16 protein-coding genes, 1 tRNA gene and 1 riboswitch are annotated in these 18,748 nt (G+C 71.1%); of the genes, 13 read left to right on the plus strand and 4 right to left on the minus strand.

Going from position 1 to position 18,748, the window contains the following annotated elements; genetic code table 11:
* Window positions 1-79 precede the first annotated feature (79 nt).
* From TNCT1_RS13780 to TNCT1_RS13820, 9 genes are all read left to right on the plus strand, one after another.
* Complete coding sequence (locus tag TNCT1_RS13780; RefSeq protein ID WP_174266279.1) at window positions 80-1,384, plus strand: cytochrome P450; 1,305 nt, start codon at window positions 80-82, stop codon at window positions 1,382-1,384.
* A gap of 142 nt (window positions 1,385-1,526) precedes the next feature.
* Window positions 1,527-2,570 carry a transglycosylase family protein gene (locus TNCT1_RS13785; RefSeq protein WP_143631277.1) on the plus strand — a complete coding sequence of 348 codons (1,044 nt, stop codon included), beginning with the start codon at window positions 1,527-1,529 and terminating at the stop codon, window positions 2,568-2,570.
* 175 nt (window positions 2,571-2,745) lie between these two features.
* A riboswitch (cyclic di-AMP (ydaO/yuaA leader) is annotated at window positions 2,746-2,918 on the plus strand.
* Between the two features lie 4 nt (window positions 2,919-2,922).
* Window positions 2,923-3,645 (plus strand): transglycosylase family protein, encoded by a 723-nt coding sequence (locus TNCT1_RS13790; protein ID WP_143631279.1) that lies wholly within the window; start codon window positions 2,923-2,925, stop codon window positions 3,643-3,645.
* A 340-nt stretch (window positions 3,646-3,985) separates the two neighbouring features.
* A complete protein-coding gene (gene eno, locus TNCT1_RS13795; protein ID WP_143631281.1) occupies window positions 3,986-5,293 on the plus strand; it encodes a phosphopyruvate hydratase in 1,308 nt (435 codons plus the stop codon).
* Window positions 5,294-5,415: 122 nt separating this feature from the next.
* On the plus strand, window positions 5,416-5,892 hold the full coding sequence (locus TNCT1_RS13800; protein ID WP_143631283.1) for a septum formation initiator family protein: 477 nt from the start codon (window positions 5,416-5,418) through the stop codon (window positions 5,890-5,892).
* An 85-nt stretch (window positions 5,893-5,977) separates the two neighbouring features.
* Window positions 5,978-6,517, plus strand: a complete 540-nt coding sequence (locus TNCT1_RS13805; RefSeq protein ID WP_143631285.1) for a DUF501 domain-containing protein — start codon at window positions 5,978-5,980, stop codon at window positions 6,515-6,517.
* Window positions 6,514-7,470, plus strand: coding sequence for a Ppx/GppA phosphatase family protein (locus TNCT1_RS13810; protein ID WP_143631287.1), 957 nt, complete (start codon window positions 6,514-6,516; stop codon window positions 7,468-7,470). Before TNCT1_RS13805 ends, TNCT1_RS13810 begins: the two co-directional genes overlap by 4 nt.
* 511 nt (window positions 7,471-7,981) lie before the next feature.
* Window positions 7,982-9,361 carry an NAD(P)/FAD-dependent oxidoreductase gene (locus TNCT1_RS13815; RefSeq protein ID WP_143631289.1) on the plus strand — a complete coding sequence of 460 codons (1,380 nt, stop codon included), beginning with the start codon at window positions 7,982-7,984 and terminating at the stop codon, window positions 9,359-9,361.
* A gap of 212 nt (window positions 9,362-9,573) precedes the next feature.
* Complete coding sequence (locus tag TNCT1_RS13820; protein WP_143631291.1) at window positions 9,574-10,863, plus strand: cyclopropane-fatty-acyl-phospholipid synthase family protein; 1,290 nt, start codon at window positions 9,574-9,576, stop codon at window positions 10,861-10,863.
* Window positions 10,864-10,929: 66 nt separating this feature from the next.
* On the opposite strand, the gene TNCT1_RS13825 is transcribed toward TNCT1_RS13820, so the two are convergent.
* Both TNCT1_RS13825 and TNCT1_RS13830 read right to left on the minus strand, forming a co-directional pair.
* Complete coding sequence (locus TNCT1_RS13825; RefSeq protein ID WP_143631293.1) at window positions 10,930-13,458, minus strand: ABC transporter permease; 2,529 nt, start codon at window positions 13,456-13,458, stop codon at window positions 10,930-10,932.
* Window positions 13,458-14,258, minus strand: coding sequence for an ABC transporter ATP-binding protein (locus tag TNCT1_RS13830; protein ID WP_143631295.1), 801 nt, complete (start codon window positions 14,256-14,258; stop codon window positions 13,458-13,460). The genes TNCT1_RS13825 and TNCT1_RS13830 overlap by 1 nt, the downstream gene beginning before the upstream one ends.
* Before the next feature lie 394 nt (window positions 14,259-14,652).
* On the opposite strand from TNCT1_RS13830, the gene TNCT1_RS13840 reads away from it, so the two are divergent.
* The 3 genes from TNCT1_RS13840 to TNCT1_RS13850 all read left to right on the plus strand — a co-directional run bounded on the left by TNCT1_RS13840 (window position 14,653) and on the right by TNCT1_RS13850 (window position 17,059).
* Window positions 14,653-14,739 (plus strand) — tRNA-Leu (locus TNCT1_RS13840).
* A gap of 153 nt (window positions 14,740-14,892) precedes the next feature.
* A complete protein-coding gene (locus TNCT1_RS13845) occupies window positions 14,893-16,068 on the plus strand; it encodes a 4-hydroxybenzoate 3-monooxygenase (RefSeq protein ID WP_143631297.1) in 1,176 nt (391 codons plus the stop codon).
* Window positions 16,069-16,213: 145 nt separating this feature from the next.
* Window positions 16,214-17,059, plus strand: a complete 846-nt coding sequence (locus TNCT1_RS13850; protein ID WP_143631299.1) for a Bax inhibitor-1/YccA family protein — start codon at window positions 16,214-16,216, stop codon at window positions 17,057-17,059.
* A 110-nt stretch (window positions 17,060-17,169) separates the two neighbouring features.
* Here TNCT1_RS13850 and TNCT1_RS13855 read toward each other — a convergent pair whose 3' ends face one another.
* On the minus strand, window positions 17,170-17,400 hold the full coding sequence (locus TNCT1_RS13855) for a DUF4287 domain-containing protein (protein ID WP_020940491.1): 231 nt from the start codon (window positions 17,398-17,400) through the stop codon (window positions 17,170-17,172).
* Window positions 17,401-17,499: 99 nt separating this feature from the next.
* Here TNCT1_RS13855 and TNCT1_RS13860 point away from each other — a divergent pair, with 99 nt between their 5' ends.
* Entirely contained in the window at window positions 17,500-17,811 is a 312-nt protein-coding gene (locus tag TNCT1_RS13860) for a hypothetical protein (RefSeq protein WP_174266280.1), read from the plus strand.
* A gap of 25 nt (window positions 17,812-17,836) precedes the next feature.
* Here the strand turns inward: TNCT1_RS13860 and TNCT1_RS13865 are convergent, their stop codons facing one another.
* Window positions 17,837-18,637 (minus strand): hypothetical protein, encoded by an 801-nt coding sequence (locus TNCT1_RS13865; protein ID WP_143631576.1) that lies wholly within the window; start codon window positions 18,635-18,637, stop codon window positions 17,837-17,839.
* Window positions 18,638-18,748 lie beyond the last annotated feature (111 nt).

Here is an 18,748-nt window from a genome sequence, read left to right on the forward strand (position 1 = left end):
GGCGGGCGCGGGGCGCGGGGCGCGGGGCGCGGGCGGTGGCCGGGGCGGTGCCGCCGTCCGCGACCGGTACCGTCGGGGAGTGACCCACCAGCCCGACCGGCCCCACCTGCCCAGCGCCGCCCCGGAACTGTTCACCTGGGAGTTCGCCGCCGATCCCTACCCCGCCTACGCCTGGCTGCGCGAGCACGAGCCCGTGCGCCGGACGCGGCTGCCCAGCGGGGTCGAGGCCTGGCTGGTCACCCGGTACGCCGACGCCCGGCAGGCCCTCGCCGACCAGCGGCTGAGCAAGAACCCCGCGCACCACGACGAGCCCGAGCACGCCAAGGGCAAGACCGGTATCCCGGGCGAGCGCAAGGCCGACCTGATGACGCACCTGCTGAACATCGACCCGCCGGACCACACCCGGCTGCGCAGGCTGGTCAGCAAGGCGTTCACGCCCCGCAGGGTGGCCGAGTTCGCGCCGCGCGTGCAGGAGCTGACCGACGACCTGATCGACCGGTTCGCCAGGACGGGTTCCGCCGACCTCATCCACGAGTTCGCCTTCCCGCTGCCCATCTACGCCATCTGCGACCTGCTCGGCGTTCCGCGCGAGGACCAGGACGACTTCCGCGACTGGGCCGGCATGATGATCAGGCACGGGGGAGGGCCGCGCGGCGGGGTCGCCCGGTCGGTGAAGAAGATGCGCGGCTACCTCGCCGAGCTGATCCACCGCAAGCGTGCGGCGCTGCCGGCCGAGCCCGCCCCGGGGGAGGATCTGATCTCCGGCCTGATCCGCGCCTCCGACCACGGTGAGCACCTCACCGAGAACGAGGCCGCCGCGATGGCCTTCATCCTTCTGTTCGCCGGCTTCGAGACGACTGTCAACCTCATCGGCAACGGCACCTACGCCCTGCTCACCCACCCCGGGCAGCGCCGGCGGCTGCAGGACTCCCTGGCCCGCGGCGAACAGGGCCTGCTGGAGACCGGCGTCGAGGAACTGCTGCGCTACGACGGCCCGGTCGAGCTGGCCACGTGGCGGTTCGCCACCCGGCCGCTCACCCTCGGCGGGCAGGACATCGCGGCCGGCGACCCGGTGCTCGTCGTCCTGGCCGCCGCCGACCGGGACCCGGAGCGGTTCGCCGACCCGGACGTCCTCGACCTCGCCCGCGGGGACAACCAGCACCTCGGCTACGGCCACGGCATCCACTACTGCCTGGGCGCCCCGCTCGCCCGCCTGGAGGGCCGGACCGCGCTCGCCACGCTGCTCACCCGTCTGCCCGACCTGCGGCTCGCGGCCGATCCCGCCGATCTGCGCTGGCGCGGCGGACTCATCATGCGCGGGCTGCGCACCCTGCCCGTGGAGTTCACCCCGGCCACGGAAAAGGCCGTGCGACCGTCAACATGACGGGCGTTCAGCTCTGTGATGTTCACGTGATCTGCGCGGCATGAACTTGTGACAAGTGATCGTGTGCCTATACGTTCACCCATCAGCGCGGCCCGAGCACCACGCGCCGCGCCGGTCCCGCTGTCGCACGAAAGGCTTCCGCATGCTCTCCGGGAACGGTCGTCACCGTCGCCCCCGTCAGGCTCCGGCTCTTCTCGTCGCGGCCGGCGTGACCGGCTCAGCCATCGCCATCCCGCTCCTCGGCGCCGCGAGCGCCAACGCGGCCGACGGCACCACCTGGGACAAGGTGGCCGAGTGCGAGAGCGGCGGCTCCTGGAGCGCCGACACCGCCAACGGCTACTACGGCGGGCTGCAGATATCCCAGGAGGACTGGGCCGCCTACGGCGGCACCAAGTTCGCCGCCACCGCCGACCTGGCCAGCCGCTCGCAGCAGATCGCCGTCGCCGAGAAGATCCTCGCCGACAAGGGCACCACGCCCTGGGCCACCTGCGCCCTGCTCTCCGGCCTGACCTCCGACTCCGGGTCCCTGGACGTCGACACGGGCGTCGGAGGCTCCGGGAAGTCCGGCACGGGCAAGACCGACTCGGGTGACGCGTCCGGCTCCACGGACCCGTCCGGCTCCGCCGATGACCCCGGATCGTCCGGTCTGCCGGACTCCTCCTCGTCCGGCACCCCCTCGTCCGACCCCTCCTCGGACGCGGCCGGCAAGACGTCCTCGGACGCGGGCAAGCACACCGGCGCCAAGAAGCAGGACAAGGGTGCGAAAACCCCGAAGTCCGGCGAATCCACCTCGCCGCGCGCCGAGGAGTCGCAGGGGAGTGGGTCTGCGACCACCGACCCCGTCGAGGAGGAGTCGGACAATTCGTTGCAGACGGGCGGTTCTTGGAGTCTCGTCGACACCGGGGCGCTCGGCAGTGGCGGACGTCACCGCGGCGGCAGTGCGGACGAAAGTGTGACAAACGGTCAGGAGGTCGCCTCGTCGGGCAAGCACGCTTCCCGTGGCGCGGACACCTACACGGTCCGCCAGGGCGACACCCTCGCCTCCATCGCCGACTCCCTTGACGTGGACGGCGGATGGCACCGTCTGTACACCCTGAACGAGAAGGCGGTCGGCGGCGACCCGAACCACATCGCCGCCGGTCAGACCCTGGTAGTCAGTGACGAAACGGGTGAAAAGCAGGGGTAGTTGACGCCCGGATTGATCGCCGATGTCCGATTCGGTGAAAGTGTGGGATGAGTCTCAGAAGCCCTGATCGTCTTTGAAATTCCGTCGATCACGTGTCTACGGTCGTGACCGCTCGTCACCACGAGCCCCGGCTGTCGCAACGCCGAATCCTGCCAGCGGCCGCCCGGGAACAGTCGTCGCGCAAGCGCCGTAGGCAGGAGCGGGGGACCCAAGGTAAGTGCCGGAACGGGCGTCAGCGCCGGAACCGGCTAGGGGTGGAGCCGCGGCCCGCGAGAGCGGGTGCGCGGCCGGGCAACTCAACCGGCCCGAACCCGACAGCTCACCTCGCAGGCGTCGGTGAGGGGATCCATCCATGCTGTTCTCCAGCAAGGGCAAGCACCGTCGTCCGTCCAAGGCCACCCGTGCCATCGCGCTCGCCGGTGTCACCGGCGCCGCCGTCGCCGCCCCGCTGATGGCGGCCGGCAACGCCTCCGCCGCCACCACCTCCGAGTGGGACGCGGTCGCCCAGTGCGAGTCCGGTGGCAACTGGTCCATCAACACCGGCAACGGCTACTACGGCGGTCTGCAGTTCTCCGCGTCCACCTGGGCCGCCTACGGCGGCACGCAGTACGCCGCGCAGGCCAACCAGGCGAGCAAGGGCCAGCAGATAGCCGTCGCCGAGAAGGTCCTCGCCTCCCAGGGCAAGGGCGCCTGGCCGGTGTGCGGCAAGGGCCTCTCGGGCACCCCCTACAACGGCTCCGCCCCGAGCGGCTCCTCGCAGAGCGGCTCGACGCAGAGCGGCTCCTCGCAGGGCGCCTCCTCGGGCAGCACCGCCAGCCGCTCCACCGACCAGCAGGCCGCCTCCCGCTCCAGCGAGCGGCCGGCCGCGAGCGCCAAGAAGACCGTCACCACCCCGACCGGCAAGAAGGTCAAGAAGGGCGACGGCGAGTACAAGGTGGTCAAGGGCGACACCCTCGGCACCATCGCGGACAAGCACCACGTGCAGGGCGGCTGGCAGAAGCTCTTCGACCTGAACAAGGACATCGTCGACGACGCCGACCTCATCTACCCGGGCCAGCAGCTCCACCTGAAGTGACACCTGGCCCCTGACGGAACCGCAGTGCCCTCACAAAGGCCGTCCCCCAAGCCGAACGCCTCGTGAGGGCCGTTCCCCCCGTCCCCCACGGGCTCCCCGCCCCGGTGCGTTCTCCCCCGTACGCACCGGGGCGGGGCTGTTTTCGTCCCCGCTCCCGCCTGGCGTGTTCGCGGTACCCCGCCCGGACCCCTTTGTTCCGGGCAGGAACAATGGGTACCGTCTCCCTGTCCACGGGACGGTCGGTCGGTGGCCGACGCCCCTTGGACGGTTAGGCTCTAGTCGCAAGGCGCAGCCGTGAGGCAGCCCGCCCCGCACTTCCAGCGTCACATCCAAGAAGGAGATGCTCGTGCCGTCCATCGACGTCGTCGTAGCCCGGGAAATCCTGGACTCCCGAGGCAACCCCACGGTCGAGGTCGAGGTCGGCCTCGACGACGGCAGCACGGGTCGTGCCGCCGTTCCGTCCGGTGCCTCCACCGGTGCCTTCGAGGCCATCGAGCTCCGTGACGGCGACCCCAACCGCTACCAGGGCAAGGGCGTCGAGAAGGCCGTCCTCGCCGTCATCGAGCAGATCGGCCCGGAGCTGGTCGGCTACGACGCCACCGAGCAGCGCCTGATCGACCAGGCCATGTTCGACCTGGACGCCACCGACAACAAGGGCTCGCTCGGCGCCAACGCCATCCTCGGCGTCTCCCTCGCCGTCGCGCACGCCGCCTCCGAGGCCAGCGACCTGCCGCTGTTCCGCTACCTGGGCGGCCCGAACGCGCACCTGCTGCCGGTGCCGATGATGAACATCCTGAACGGCGGCTCGCACGCCGACTCCAACGTGGACATCCAGGAGTTCATGATCGCCCCGATCGGCGCGGAGTCCTTCTCCGAGGCCCTGCGCTGGGGCACCGAGGTCTACCACACCCTGAAGAAGGTCCTGAAGAGCAAGGGCCTGTCCACCGGCCTCGGCGACGAGGGCGGCTTCGCCCCGAACCTCGGCTCCAACCGCGAGGCCCTCGACCTCATCCTCGAGGCGATCAAGGAGGCCGGCTACGCGCCCGGCGAGCAGATCGCCCTCGCGCTCGACGTCGCCGCCTCCGAGTTCTACAAGGACGGCAAGTACCTCTTCGAGGGCAAGGACCGCTCCGCCGCCGAGATGACGGAGTACTACGAGGAGCTCGTCGCGGCCTATCCGCTCGTCTCCATCGAGGACCCGCTGTTCGAGGACGACTGGGCCGGCTGGAAGGTCATCACCGACAAGCTCGGCGACAAGGTCCAGCTCGTCGGCGACGACCTGTTCGTCACCAACCCCGAGCGCCTCGCCCGCGGCATCGACGAGGGCGCCGCCAACGCCCTGCTGGTCAAGGTGAACCAGATCGGCTCGCTGACCGAGACCCTGGACGCCGTCGAGCTGGCCCAGCGCAGCGGCTTCAAGTGCATGATGTCCCACCGCTCCGGCGAGACCGAGGACGTCACCATCGCCGACCTGGCCGTCGCCACCAACTGCGGCCAGATCAAGACCGGCGCCCCGGCCCGCTCCGAGCGCGTCGCCAAGTACAACCAGCTCCTGCGCATCGAGGAGATCCTGGACGACGCGGCGGTGTACGCCGGCCGCAGCGCGTTCCCGCGCTTCCGCGGTCACACCGAGGTCTCCAAGGGCTGATCCCCGCCGGGCCGATCCGAACCGGACGGCCGGGTTGTCAGCCAGTCGTACGTACGTCCCCGTACCCGGTCCCGTACCGTGTGCGGGGACGTACGCACGTGGAAGGGGAGGCGGAGAGCCAGATGGCCGTCAAGGACCGGGACCGTTTCTCCACCGCGACCAGGCTGCGCGCGCTCGGCGAGCAGACCGCGGCCAGGGTCTACCGCTCCCAGACCAAACGGCAGGCCCGCCGCTCCCGGCTCACCGGCCGCGCGGCCCTGCTGGCACTGGTGCTGTGCTCGATGATCGTCGCCCTCGCCTACCCGATGCGGCAGTACGTCTCCCAGCGCGCCGAGATCACCGACCTCCAGCGGGAGCGGGAACAGGCCAGGCAGCGCGTCGAACAGCTGCGTGACCTCAAGGCGCGCTGGCAGGACGACGCCTACGCCGAGCAGCAGATCCGGCACCGGCTGCACTACGTGATGCCCGGGGAGACCGGCTACGTCGTCGTCGACCCGGGCGCGGCCAAGCAGTCCCGCGCCGACCTCAGGGCCGCCCGCCGGCCCTGGTACGCCAACGTCTGGGACGGGGTCGACAAGGCCGACGCCGCCGGCCGGTGACCCGTACTCCCCGGCCGGCCACCGGCCGCCACCAACAACCGGCCCGCGGGCCGGCCACCGACAGAAAGCCACTCTGAAAGCAGTCATGGAAACGCCTCCGCCGCCCACTCCGCGCTCCGAGCCCACCGACGCGGACGTAGCGGCCTTCAAGCAGCAGCTGGGCCGTCCGCCGCGCGGTCTGCGGGCCATCGCGCACCGCTGCCCCTGCGGCCAGCCGGACGTCGTGGAGACGGCGCCCCGGCTGCCCGACGGCACGCCCTTCCCGACGACGTACTACCTCACGTGCCCGCGCGCCAACTCCGCGATCGGCACGCTGGAGGCCAACGGCGTCATGAAGGAGATGACCGAGCGGCTGGCGGCCGACCCGGAGCTGGCCGCCGCCTACCGGGCCGCCCACGAGGACTACATCCGGCGCCGGGACGAGATCGAGGTGCTGGCGGGCTTCCCGAGCGCCGGCGGCATGCCGGACCGGGTGAAGTGCCTGCACGTGCTGGTGGCCCACTCGCTGGCCGCCGGACCGGGCGTGAACCCGCTCGGCGACGAGGCGATCGCGATGCTCCCCGAGTGGTGGAGCAAGGGACCGTGCGTGACACCGTGCGAGCCGGCCGGGGAGGACGACAAGTGACGCGCGTGGCCGCCGTCGACTGCGGCACGAACTCCATCCGCCTGCTGGTCGCCGACGCCGATCCGGCGACCGGCGAACTCGTCGAGCTGGACCGGCGGATGACGATCGTGCGGCTCGGCCAGGGTGTCGACCGCACCGGCCGGCTCGCCCCCGAGGCGCTGGAGCGGACCTTCGCCGCCTGCCGCGAGTACGCCTCGGTCATCAAGGAGCACGGCGCGGAGCGCATCCGCTTCGTGGCCACCTCCGCCTCCCGCGACGCCGAGAACCGGGACGAGTTCGTCCGCGGCGTGGTCGACATCCTCGGCGTCGAGCCCGAGGTCATCACCGGCGACCAGGAGGCCGAGTTCTCCTTCACCGGCGCGACCAGCGAGCTGAAGGGCCGCGACGACCTGCCCCGCCCCCGCCTCGTGGTGGACATCGGCGGCGGCTCCACCGAGTTCGTCGTCGGCGACGACCACGTGCGGGCCGCGCGGTCGGTGGACATCGGCTGCGTGCGGATGACCGAACGGCACCTGGTGCACGGGGGCGAGGTCACCGATCCGCCCACCGAGGAGCAGATCGCCGCCATGCGGGCGGACATCGAGGCCGCCCTCGACCTCGCCGAGCGGACGGTCCCGCTGCGCGAGGCGCGCACCCTGGTCGGCCTCGCCGGCTCGGTCACCACGGTGTCGGCGATCGCCCAGGAGCTGCCCGAGTACGACTCCGAGCGCATCCACCACTCCCGCGTCACCCGCGAGCGCGTCCGCGAGATCACGCACGCGCTGCTGCACTCCACGCACGCCGAGCGCGCGGCGATCCCGGCCATGCACCCGGGACGGGTCGACGTGATCGGCGCCGGCGCCCTCGTCCTGCTCGCGATCATGGAGCGGACCGGGGCCGAGGAGGTCGTCGTCAGCGAGCACGACATCCTCGACGGAATCGCCTTCAGCGTGGCCGGGACCCCGGCGTCGTAGCCCGGGGCGGTGCGCGAGCGGACGCCGGCGGCCCCGTGCCGCCGGCGTCCTCGTTCCGGCCCCCTTCCAGGGACTCTTCCCGCTCTTTGCTACTGGCGAGTAGCCTCTGTTGAGCAGCTCGGATAACGTGTGAGCGAGCCGTTCGGCTTCTCCGGTGACATCCTGTCGGCAAAGTTCGTGAAGTTCTTCACAAGAGATTCCGTCCCGTACGGCCGGGAAACAGGGCCGGTTGGCCCTTCCGGGGGGTGATCTCCCGTTTGAACATGTTCAGGTGGCGGGCGCACGAGAGGCCCGGGCGAGGTGTTCCAGGGGTGTTTCCGGCCCCTCGCGGACGCCCTGAATCGACAGAGAGGCAGCTCACGCGGCCTTGACAACGGGTCAGACCGCCCAGCGGTTCCACTCTCGCGACATGAACTGCGTCACGCGGGTCGCGGAGTTTAGCACAGGGTGTGTCAGAGCTTGTGAAGGGGCGCACGAGCAACCCCCCTGAGGCGGGTGGATACTCGATGCCATGAGCACCACGGAGCGTCCCAGGATCCTCGTAGTAGGCGGTGGGTACGTAGGCCTGTACGCAGCTCGGCGCATCCTCAAGAAGATGCGCTACGGCGAGGCGACCGTCACGGTCGTCGACCCCCGGTCGTACATGACCTACCAGCCCTTCCTCCCCGAAGCCGCCGCCGGCAGCATCTCCCCTCGGCACGTCGTCGTCCCGCTGCGACGCGTGCTGCCGAAGGCGGAGGTCCTCACCGGCCGGGTCACCACCATCGACCAGGACCGCAAGGTCGCCACGATCGCCCCCCTCGTGGGCGAGGCGTACGAGCTGCCCTTCGACTACCTGGTCATCGCGATGGGCGCGGTCTCCCGCACCTTCCCGATCCCCGGCCTCGCCGAGCAGGGCATCGGCATGAAGGGCATCGAGGAGTCCATCGGCCTGCGCAACCACGTCCTGGAGCAGCTCGACAAGGCCGACTCCACGACCGACGAGGAGATCCGCCGCAAGGCGCTCACCTTCGTCTTCATCGGCGGCGGCTTCGCGGGTGCGGAGACCATCGGCGAGGTCGAGGACATGGCCCGGGACGCGGCCAAGTACTACAAGAACGTCTCCCGCGAGGACATGCGGTTCGTCCTCGTCGACGCCGCCGACAAGATCCTCCCCGAGGTCGGCCCCAAGCTCGGCCAGTACGGCAAGGAGCACCTGGAGAGCCGCGGTGTGGAGATCTACCTCTCCACCTCCATGGACTCCTGCGTAGACGGCCACGTCGTGCTGAAGAACGGACTCGAGGTCGACTCCAACACGATCGTCTGGACCGCCGGCGTCAAGCCGAACCCGGCCCTGTCCCGCTTCGGCCTGCCCCTCGGCCCGCGCGGTCACGTCGACTGCGAGCCGACCCTCCAGGTCAAGGGCACCGACTACATCTGGGCCGCCGGCGACAACGCCCAGGTCCCGGACCTCGTCGGCCGCAAGGCCGGCAACGAGAACGCCTGGTGCCCGCCGAACGCCCAGCACGCGCTGCGCCAGGCCCGCGCCCTCGGCGACAACGTGATCTCCGGCATGCGGGGCTTCCCGCAGAAGGAGTACGAGCACGCCAACAAGGGTGCGGTGGCCGGTCTCGGCCTGCACAAGGGCGTGGCGATGATCGTCATGGGCAAGATGAAGATCAAGCTCAAGGGCCGCCTCGCCTGGTACATGCACCGCGGCTACCACGGCATGGCCATGCCGACCTGGAACCGCAAGATCCGCGTGTTCGCCGACTGGACCCTCGGCATGTTCCTCAAGCGCGAGGTCGTCTCCCTCGGCGCCATGGAGAACCCGCGCGAGGAGTTCTACGAGGCCGCCAAGCCGGCCCCGGTCGCCGCGAGCAAGACCGGCGAGAAGGCCAAGGCCTCCTGACCCACCGGCTCCACCACCGGCCGCCGGGCCGCTGACGGAACCACCCCAGAGACCTCCCGCCATCCGTGGTGCGGGAGGTCTCTCGGCGTTTCCGGGCGGCCGGTCGAGGGGGAGTTTGCCCTCCTGTAACTCCTTTGCGGGACTGCGCCGGAGGCTTCCCGGTGTTTACGTGGTATCGGACATCCGGGATCGTCGTCTTGGAGGTGTGCGCCATGGCCGACGCCGCGTCGCGGCTGAGGAGTCTCGCCGAGCAGTTGCTGGGATCGCCGCTACCGTTGCGGATCCGCGCCTGGGACGGTTCGCAGTCCGGTCCGCCGGACGCCCCGGCCCTCGTCGTCCGCAACCGCCGGGCCCTGCGCCGGCTGCTCTTCAAGCCCGGCGAACTGGGGCTGGCCCGGGCCTGGGTCGCCGGGGACCTGGACGTCGAGGGCGACCTTTACGCCGTTCTCGAGGTCATGGCGGGCCCGGTGTGGGAGAACGGGGAGGACGGCCGGAGCCTCGTCGAGGCGCTGCGCGACCGGGAGGTGCGGGCCGCCGGGCGCGAACTGCTGAAACTCGCCGGGCCGCCGATCCCGCCCGCCCCGCCCCGGGAAGAGGTCCGCAGACGCCGGCATCTGCACACGCGGCACAGCGACCGGCGGGCCATCAGCCACCACTACGACGTGGGCAACGACTTCTACGAGCTCGTCCTCGGTCCGTCGATGGTCTACTCGTGCGCCTACTGGCAGGACGGCGGCACCCTGGAGTCCGCCCAGCGCGACAAGCTCGAACTCGTCAGCGCCAAGCTCGGCCTGACGGAGGGGCAGCGGCTGCTGGACGTCGGCTGCGGCTGGGGCTCCATGGCCATCCACGCGGCCCGCGAGCACGGAGCGCGGGTGGTCGGCGTCACCCTCTCCCAGGAGCAGGCCGCGTACGCCCGCAAACGCGTCGCGGACGAGGGGCTGACCGACCGCGTGGAGATCCGGGTCCAGGACTACCGGGACGTCAAGGACGGCCCCTTCGACGCCATCTCCTCCATCGGGATGGCCGAACACGTCGGCGCCGAGCGCTACCTGGAGTACGCGAGCGTCCTGTACGGCCTGCTGAAGCCCGGCGGGCGGCTGCTCAACCACCAGATCGCCCGCCGCCCGCAGCGCGACGAATCCACCTACGAGGTCGACGGCTTCATCGACGCCTACGTCTTCCCCGACGGCGAACTCGCCCCGATCGGCACCACCGTCACCCAGCTGGAGCGGGCCGGATTCGAGGTCCGGGACGTGGAGTCGATCCGCGAGCACTACGCGCGCACCCTGCGCCAGTGGGTGGAGCGGCTGGAGGCCGGCTGGGGCCGCGCGGTCCGGCTCACCAGCCCGGGCCGGGCCCGCGTGTGGCGGCTCTACATGGCCGCCTCCGCGCTCGCCTTCGAACGCAACCGCATCGGCGTCAACCAGGTCCTGGCCGTCCGCACCCCCGACTCGGGCGACTCCGGGCTGCCGCTGCGCACCCGCACCTGGAACACCTGACACGGCGGGACACGACGAGGGGCCCCGTTCCGGTCACACGGAACGGGGCCCCTGCCGTGCCCGCGGCTACTCGGCCTTGATCGCCGCCAGCATGTTCAGCCGGGCCGCGCGCCGGGCCGGCCACAGGGCGGCCAGCACACCGACCACCCCGGCCAGCAGCAGGAAGAGCGCCATCCGGCCCCAGGGCAGGACCAGTTCGTACGTCGGCATCTTCGTGCCCAGCAGCTCGCCGGCCGCCCAGCCGAAGAACACGCCGAGACCGATGCCGAGCACCCCGCCGAACAGGGAGATCACCAGCGACTCCAGACGCACCATCCGCTTGACCGACCTGCGGTCCAGGCCGATGGCGCGCAGCATGCCGATCTCCTGGGAGCGCTCGAAGACCGACATGGCCAGGGTGTTGATGACGCCCAGCACCGCGACGATCACCGCCATGCCGAGCAGGCCGTAGACCATGTTCAGTATCAGCGTGAACGTCTTCGCGATGTCGTTGGAGATGTCCTTCTTGTCCTGGACCAGGATCGCCGGGTTGGAGCCGAGGGCCTTCTCCAGCCGGTTCTTCGTCCCGTCGGACGCGCCGCCCTCGGTCTTCACCATCACCCGCATGTCGGCGGGGTCGGCCAGATGCGGGGTGAGGACCTTGTTGTCGAGCATGATCCCGTTGAACATGTCGTTGCCCTCGTAGATCCCGGCGACCGTCAGACCGCGCGCCGCGCCGTCCTCGAAGTGCGCGGTGAGCCGGGAGCCGACCCGCCAGCCGTGCTCAGCGGCCCGGTCCTTGTCCACGACGATCCGCGAGCCGCCCACGGTGAAGGAACCGTCGTCCACCTTCAGGTCCGTCAGCCTGCCGATCGCCGCGCCGTCGACGCCGGTCAGGTACTCCGTCTCGCCGCCGATCCGGGAGGCGCCGTTGCGCAGCGGGCTGCTGGCGGTGACGCCGTCGGCGCCGGCGAGCCTGCGCGCCACGTCGGGGGAGAGCGGTCCTCGGCCGGCCATCGACACGACGTAGTCCGCGCGGATCGCCGAGCCGGCCATCCGGTCGATCGACGTCTGCAGGCTGCCCGCCATCACCGTCATACCGGTGATCAGGGTCAGTCCGATCATCAGCGCGGACGCCGTGGCCGCCGTACGGCGCGGGTTGCGCACCGAGTTCTGGCGGGCCAGCTTGCCCGAGACGCCGAACAGGCGCAGCACCGGGGCGACGGCCGCGATCAGCGGGCGGGACAGCAGCGGGGTCAGGATGAACACGCCGATGATGAGCAGGACGGCGCCGAGCCCCATCGGGCCCTGGGCGGAGTCGGCGTCCATCGTGGTGGCCGCGAGGACCACCGCGACGCCGGCCGCCGAGAACAGCGCGCCGAGCGTGTTGCGCAGCACCAGCGACCTGGTGGTCGCCTTGGCGTGCACGCTGCTCATCGCCGCGACCGGCGGGATCTTCGCGGCGCGCCGGCCGGGCAGCCAGGCGGCCAGCACGGTGACGACGATGCCGACGGCGAGGGCGGCCAGCACGGTGCCCGGGCTGATCACCAGGGGCCCGTCGGGCACGCTCGCGCCGAAGGAGCCGAGCAGCGACCGCAGGCCCGCGCCGATGCCGACACCGGCGGCCAGACCGGTCACCCCGGCGACCGTGCCGACGACCAGCGCCTCGATCAGCACCGAGCGGGTTACCTGACGGCGGGAGGCGCCGACCGCCCGCAGCAGGGCCAGTTCCCTGGTCCGCTGGGCGACCAGCATGGTGAAGGTGTTGGCGATGATGAACGTGCCGACGAACAGGGCGATGCCGGCGAACACCAGCAGGCTCTGCTTCATGCTGCTCATCGACGCGGAGATCGCCTCCGCCTGGTCCTCGGCGAGCCGCTCCCCGGTGGTGGTCTCCACCAGGCGGGAGGGCAGCGCCTTGTCCAGCGCCGCCTTGAGCGCGCTCTGGCTGGTTCCGGCCGCCGCCTTCACGTCGATCTCGTCGTACGTGCCCTTCTTGCCGAACAGGGCCTGCGCGGTGGGCGTGTCGAACAGGGCGAGGCTGCCGCCGGCGGCCACGTTGCCGTCGTCGGTGCTGAAGATGCCGCTGACGCGCGGGGTGAGAACCGGGCCGTCCACCGAGAGGCGGACGGTGTCGCCGACCTTGAAGCCGGCCCGTTCGGCTGTCCTGGCGTCGATCAGCACCTCGCCGCGGCCGCGCGGCGCGTGTCCGCCGACCAGCGGATAGCGGGCGTCCTTCGCGCCCCAGTAGTTGCCGCCCGCGGACTGCCAGCCGTCGCCGAGAAGCTTGCCGTCCTTGCCGGCGATCGCGGTGAAGCCGGTGACGACCCCGGTGGCGGAGGCGGCGCCGGGCGTCGCGGCGGCCCGGTCGAGCAGCGCCCGGGTCAGCTCGGGCGTCCTGCCGACCTGGTCGCCCTTGGAGTCCTGGTACTTGGGCCGTACGGCGACGTCGACCTGGTCGAACCCCTTGGCGGAGCTCTTCTGGAAGGCGTCGGAGACCGTGTTGGTGAAGACGAGGGTCCCGGAGACGAAGGCCACGCCGAGCATGACGGCGAGCACGGTCATCAGGAGCCGGGCCTTGTGCGCGGATACGTTGCGCAGGGCGGTGCGGAACATCAGCCGGCACTGCCCTTCGCGCCGAGGCCGGCCTCCCGCTCGTTCCCACCGGGAAGACCGCGCATGAGGTCGAGGACGGAACCGGCGGTCGGGCCGTGGATCTCGTCTACGATGCGGCCGTCGGCGAGGAAGACCACGCGGTCCGCGTACGCCGCCGCCACCGGGTCGTGGGTCACCATGACCACCGTCTGGCCCAGTTCGCGCACGGAGTTGCGCAGGAAGCCCAGCACCTCGGCGCCGGAGCGGGAGTCCAGGTTGCCGGTCGGCTCGTCACCGAAGATGATCTCCGGCTTGGAAGCGAGCGCACGGGCGACCGCCACGCGCTGCTGCTGGCCGCCGGAGAGCTGCGAGGGCCGGTGTCCGAGCCGCTCGGAGAGCCCGACCATCTGGATGACCCGGTCGAGCCAGGCCCGGTCGGCCTTCCGGCCGGCGATGTCCATCGGAAGGGTGATGTTCTCCAGCGCGGTCAGCGTCGGGAGCAGGTTGAAGGCCTGGAAGATGAAGCCGATCTTGTCCCGGCGGAGCTTGGTGAGCTGCTTGTCCTTCAGGGAGCCGAGCTCGGTCTCGCCGATCCGCACCGATCCCGAGGAGAAGGTGTCCAGGCCCGCCACGCAGTGCATCAGCGTGGACTTGCCGGAACCGGACGGCCCCATGATCGCGGTGAACTCCGCCTCCCGGAAGTCGACCGAGACCCGGTCGAGGGCGACCACCCGGGTCTCGCCCTGCCCGTAGATCTTCGACAGCTCGGTGGCGCGTGCTGCCACGGCCGTGGTCCGGCCGGCGGTGGGTGTGGTGGTCAAGGGAGGGTGCTCCTGTCGGGACGACGATCGAATGCGGGGACTCGGTCCATCGTCCCGGCCGCCGGCGCGCCTGGAGTCAGCCGCTGTTCCGGTTCCCGGGGGCGACTGCGGTCGGACGGAGCGGGCTTGTGTCATACCTGGGGAGGACGGGCGGCCCTGACACGCGGGGCGGCCGGAACAGGACGGGCGCCCTCGTTCGGCAGGTGAAATTCCGTCATTCCGCGTGCGTGCGTACCCACGCGCCGTCACGCTGGTGGCAAGTGCGGATGGCGAGTTCCGTGGGCTGATGCACCCTCAGACATCAATAAAATAAGACAACATCGGGTCCCCGCCCCGTCCGACCGAGGGGCGCACCCCGATAGGCTCGGAGCCCTCGTAGCGGTGCCCATGGCCTGCCCGGATGGTGGAATGCAGACACGGCGAGCTTAAACCTCGCTGCCCCTTCGCGGGCGTGCCGGTTCAAGTCCGGCTCCGGGCACCAATCCCCCTCAGTTTCGGCCCGCTCCTCCCTTTCCCGTGCGTTCTCCCGTGTGACCGTTGACAGCGGCACGCGTGCGGCCGGAGACTCCTCGCAAGAAAGTGAAAGAAACTTCACCACGCGAACGCCAGTGGGGCAGAGACAAGGGAGCGACCGATGCGCACCACCGTCGGGATCATCGGAGCCGGCCCGGCCGGACTGCTTCTGGCGCGGCTGCTGCACCGCGCCGGCATCGACTCGGTCGTCCTGGAGAGCCGCGACCGCGCCTACGTCGAGCAGCGGCAGCGGGCCGGGATCCTGGAGCAGGGCACCGTGGACGTGCTGCGCGAGGCCGGCGCCGGTGAGCGGATGGACCGCGAGGGGCTGCGGCACGACGGGATCGAACTGCGCTTCGGCCGGCGCCGCCACCGCGTCGACTTCCCCGGTCTCACCGGCGGGCGTGCCGTGACGGTCTACGCCCAGACGGAGGTCTGCAAGGACCTCATCGCCCTCCAGCTGGCCGAAGGGGGCCCGCTGCTGTTCGAGGCGGAGGCGCTGGCCGTCGAGGGCGCGGAGGGCGACCGGCCCCGGGTGCCGTTCCGGCACCAGGGGCGCGAGGACGTCCTGGAGTGCGACTGGGTCGTCGGGTGCGACGGCTTCTGGGGCGTGGCCCGCAACGCCTTCCCGGCCGGCGTCTCCCGGGTGTTCGAGCGGGCCTACCCCTATGCCTGGCTCGGCATCCTCGCCGACGTCGCGCCCTCGCACGACGAACTCGTCTACGCCCGGCACGACCGCGGCTTCGCCCTGCTGTCCATGCGCTCGCCCTCCGTCTCCCGCCTCTACCTCCAGGTGCCCGCCGACACCGAGGCCGACCGGTGGAGCGACGAGGAGATCTGGGCCGAACTGGACCGGCGCCTGGAGACCGGCGACGGCTGGAAGCTGGAACGCGGTCCGATCACCCAGAAGTCGGTCACCCCCATGCGGTCCTTCGTGCACGAGCCGATGCGCCACGGCCGGCTCCTCCTCGCCGGCGATGCCGCCCACATCGTGCCGCCGACCGGCGCCAAGGGTCTGAACCTCGCCGTCGGCGACGTCGTGACCCTCGCCCGCGCGCTCGTCCACGAACGGCGCAGCGGGTCGCCGGAACTTCTCGACGCCTACTCCGCCACCTGCCTGCGCCGGGTGTGGCAGGCCGAGCGGTTCTCCTACGACATGACGACCATGCTGCACAGCGCCCCCGACGCGACCGCCTTCGACGCCCGGCTGCAGCTGGCCCGGCTGGAACGCGTCGCCTCCTCGCGCGCGGCCGAGACCGATCTGGCCGAGGCCTACACCGGCTTCCCGCTGGAGTGAGCGGTTCCACGGGGGGAATCAGTGGTTCGCGTGGCGTGTTGGGCAACACCGCGGGGGAAAGATCCCCCTCAAGTAGTACGGACGTTCTTTTGCCAATCCATTACTCTTGAGCCAAGGCCGCGCACGGTGGCCATGGAGGAGTGAAATGAGGAGCAGCAACCCGGTCTTCTCGCGACGGGGGTTCAGCCGCGACAACGGCTACGCCGGCTTCAACACCGCAGCGCAGGCCGGGTACGCACAGGGCAACCCGTACGCGCAGAACCCGTACGCCCAGCAGGACCTCCAGCAGGGAGCCCCGCCGCAGGCCCCGGCCGCCACCGGCCGGATGACGATGGACGACGTCGTCACGCGCTCGGCCATCACGCTCGGCACGGTCGCCGTCGGCGCCGCCCTCGCCTGGATCCTGCTGCCGGTCTCCACGACCAGCTACGGCCTGGCCTTCGGCGCCGCGATCGTCGCGATGGTCCTGGCGCTGGTGCAGAGCTTCAAGCGCACGCCGTCGCCCGCGCTGATCCTGGGTTACGCCGCCTTCGAGGGCGTCTTCCTGGGCGTCATCAGCGAGATGTACAACAGCCGCTGGAGCGGGGCGCCCTTCCAGGCGGTGCTCGGCACGATGGCCGTCTCGGCGGCCACCCTGCTCGTCTACAAGGCGGGCTGGATCCGTGTGACGGCCCGCTACGCGCGCATCGGCATGGCCATCGCCATGGCCTTCATCGTGGTGATGGCGGTCAACCTGCTGCTGGTCGCGTTCGGTGTCGCCGAAGACGGCGGCCTGCGCAGCTTCGGCCCGCTCGGCGCGATCGTCGGCATCATCGCCATCGTGCTCGGCGCCTTCTTCCTCACCCTGGACTTCAAGCAGATCGAGGACGGCATCGCCTACGGCGCCCCGCGCAGCGAGTCCTGGCTCGCCGCGTTCGGCCTGACCCTCACCCTGGTGTGGATCTACGTGGAGATGCTGCGGCTGGTGGCGATCTTCAGCAGCAACGACTAGCGCCACGGGCCCGTGACCGGGCCGCGGTTCGCGTGACGTCATGGGAAAGGGCCCCGCATCCGGTGAAGACGGATGGCAGGGGCCCTTTGCCGTGTCCGGGCGGCGCGCCGCTACAGCAGCTTGCGCGCGGCCCTCCTCAGGTCGTACTCGTGAACGATCGCCTTGGCGTGGCCGTACGCGAGGTCGTACTCGTGCCGGAGCCAGCTGACCTTCTCCTCGAAGCGGAACAGGGCGGGGCCTTCTTCGACGGTGCGCAGCCAGTCGGAGACTTCACGACCGGTGCAGTGCGGAATGCGGGCGAGCAGGTTGCGGTGGGTCTCCTCGGAGAAGAGTTGGGACATCGGCGCCTCCGGACGCAAAGGGGATGTAAGCCGGTCCTTCACGTCACCGTGCCTGAGCGTTCGCGTATTGGCAACAGTGCGGCGCGTTACGCTCAGCCCGTGGTTGATACGACGCCCTTGACCCGAGCAGTGGATCACTTCGCCGACCGTCTGCGGGCCGCCCCGCAGAGCCGGCTGCAGCGGGGGGCCGCGGCGGAGGCGCTGGCCCTGGCCAACGAGTTGGCCCAGTGGGCGCAGCGCGTGGAGGATCCGGCCGCTGAACCCCGGCGGATGCCGGACGCGGGGATGTTCGCCGCGGCCGACCAGATCCTGGTCGCGGCGCACGACTTGGCGCTGGTGCTGCGCACCGACGACGAGGTCGGCGAGGCGGTCGGGCTGGTGGAGCAGGCGCGGAAGCGGGCGGGCGTCTGAGCACCGCCCCGGCTTCCGCCGGCGCTCACAGGGACGCGATGACCCGGTCCGCCAGGATGTAGACCATGTCGTCGCCGCACGCGAACGTCAGCGTGTAGGCGCCGGAGACGCCCGAGCCGCCCAGCAGGTAGGGCGTCTCGCCCTCCCGCACGGCCGCGGCCAGCCGCTCCGCCGTCTCCCGGTGACCCGGCGTCATGCACAGGGTGGTGCCGTCGGCGAAGACGTAGACGTCCAGGGTGCCCAGCGGTCCGGGCCGGACGTCGGACAGCTCGACCTGGTCGGCGGCCAGCTGCTCCAGGGCGGTCACGGTGCGCTCGTGGTCGTTCACCACCGGCGACTGCACCGGCACGAAGTCCGGGTGCGAGGGGTGCCGGCGGCGGGCGGCGGCCAGCTCGGGGGACTCGCCCCCGGCGGGGGCGCCCCCGGAGAACTCCTCGGTCTCCGTGGCCGGCTCGGCGACCGGCTCCAGCGAGTCCAGGCCCGCGAAGTCGGCCTGCCGCGGCAGGAACAGGTCGTTCTCGGCGAAGTTGAGCAAGGACGGCGCGTCGGAGGCGTCCCGGGCCTCCTGCGCGGCCCAGAACGCGCGGGCCTCGGCCAGTTCCCGCTCCCGCTCCTCGGCCAGCGCCTCGGCCACGGCCGCGCGTATCTCGTCCGCGCCGGCGGAGGCGCGGGCGGCGGGCAGCGGCGCGCCCCGCCCGGCGGCCTGGTTCTCGGCGAGCTGTGCCTGCAACTCGGTGAGCTGACGGCGCAGCTTGAGAACGGTCCGCAGAACGGCGACGCCCACGGCGCCCGTGGCGGCCGTGGTGAGCAGCAGGGCGATCGGCATGGCGCTCACTGACGTACTCCCAGGTTCAAAGTCGACCCCCGACTTCCTACAGCAGCTTGAAGGGCGGACTAACCAGCTGTCAGTGCGTAACGTCACGAAACGGACAGGACT

The organism is Streptomyces sp. 1-11 (assembly GCF_007176755.1).
Taxonomy (GTDB): domain Bacteria; phylum Actinomycetota; class Actinomycetes; order Streptomycetales; family Streptomycetaceae; genus Streptomyces.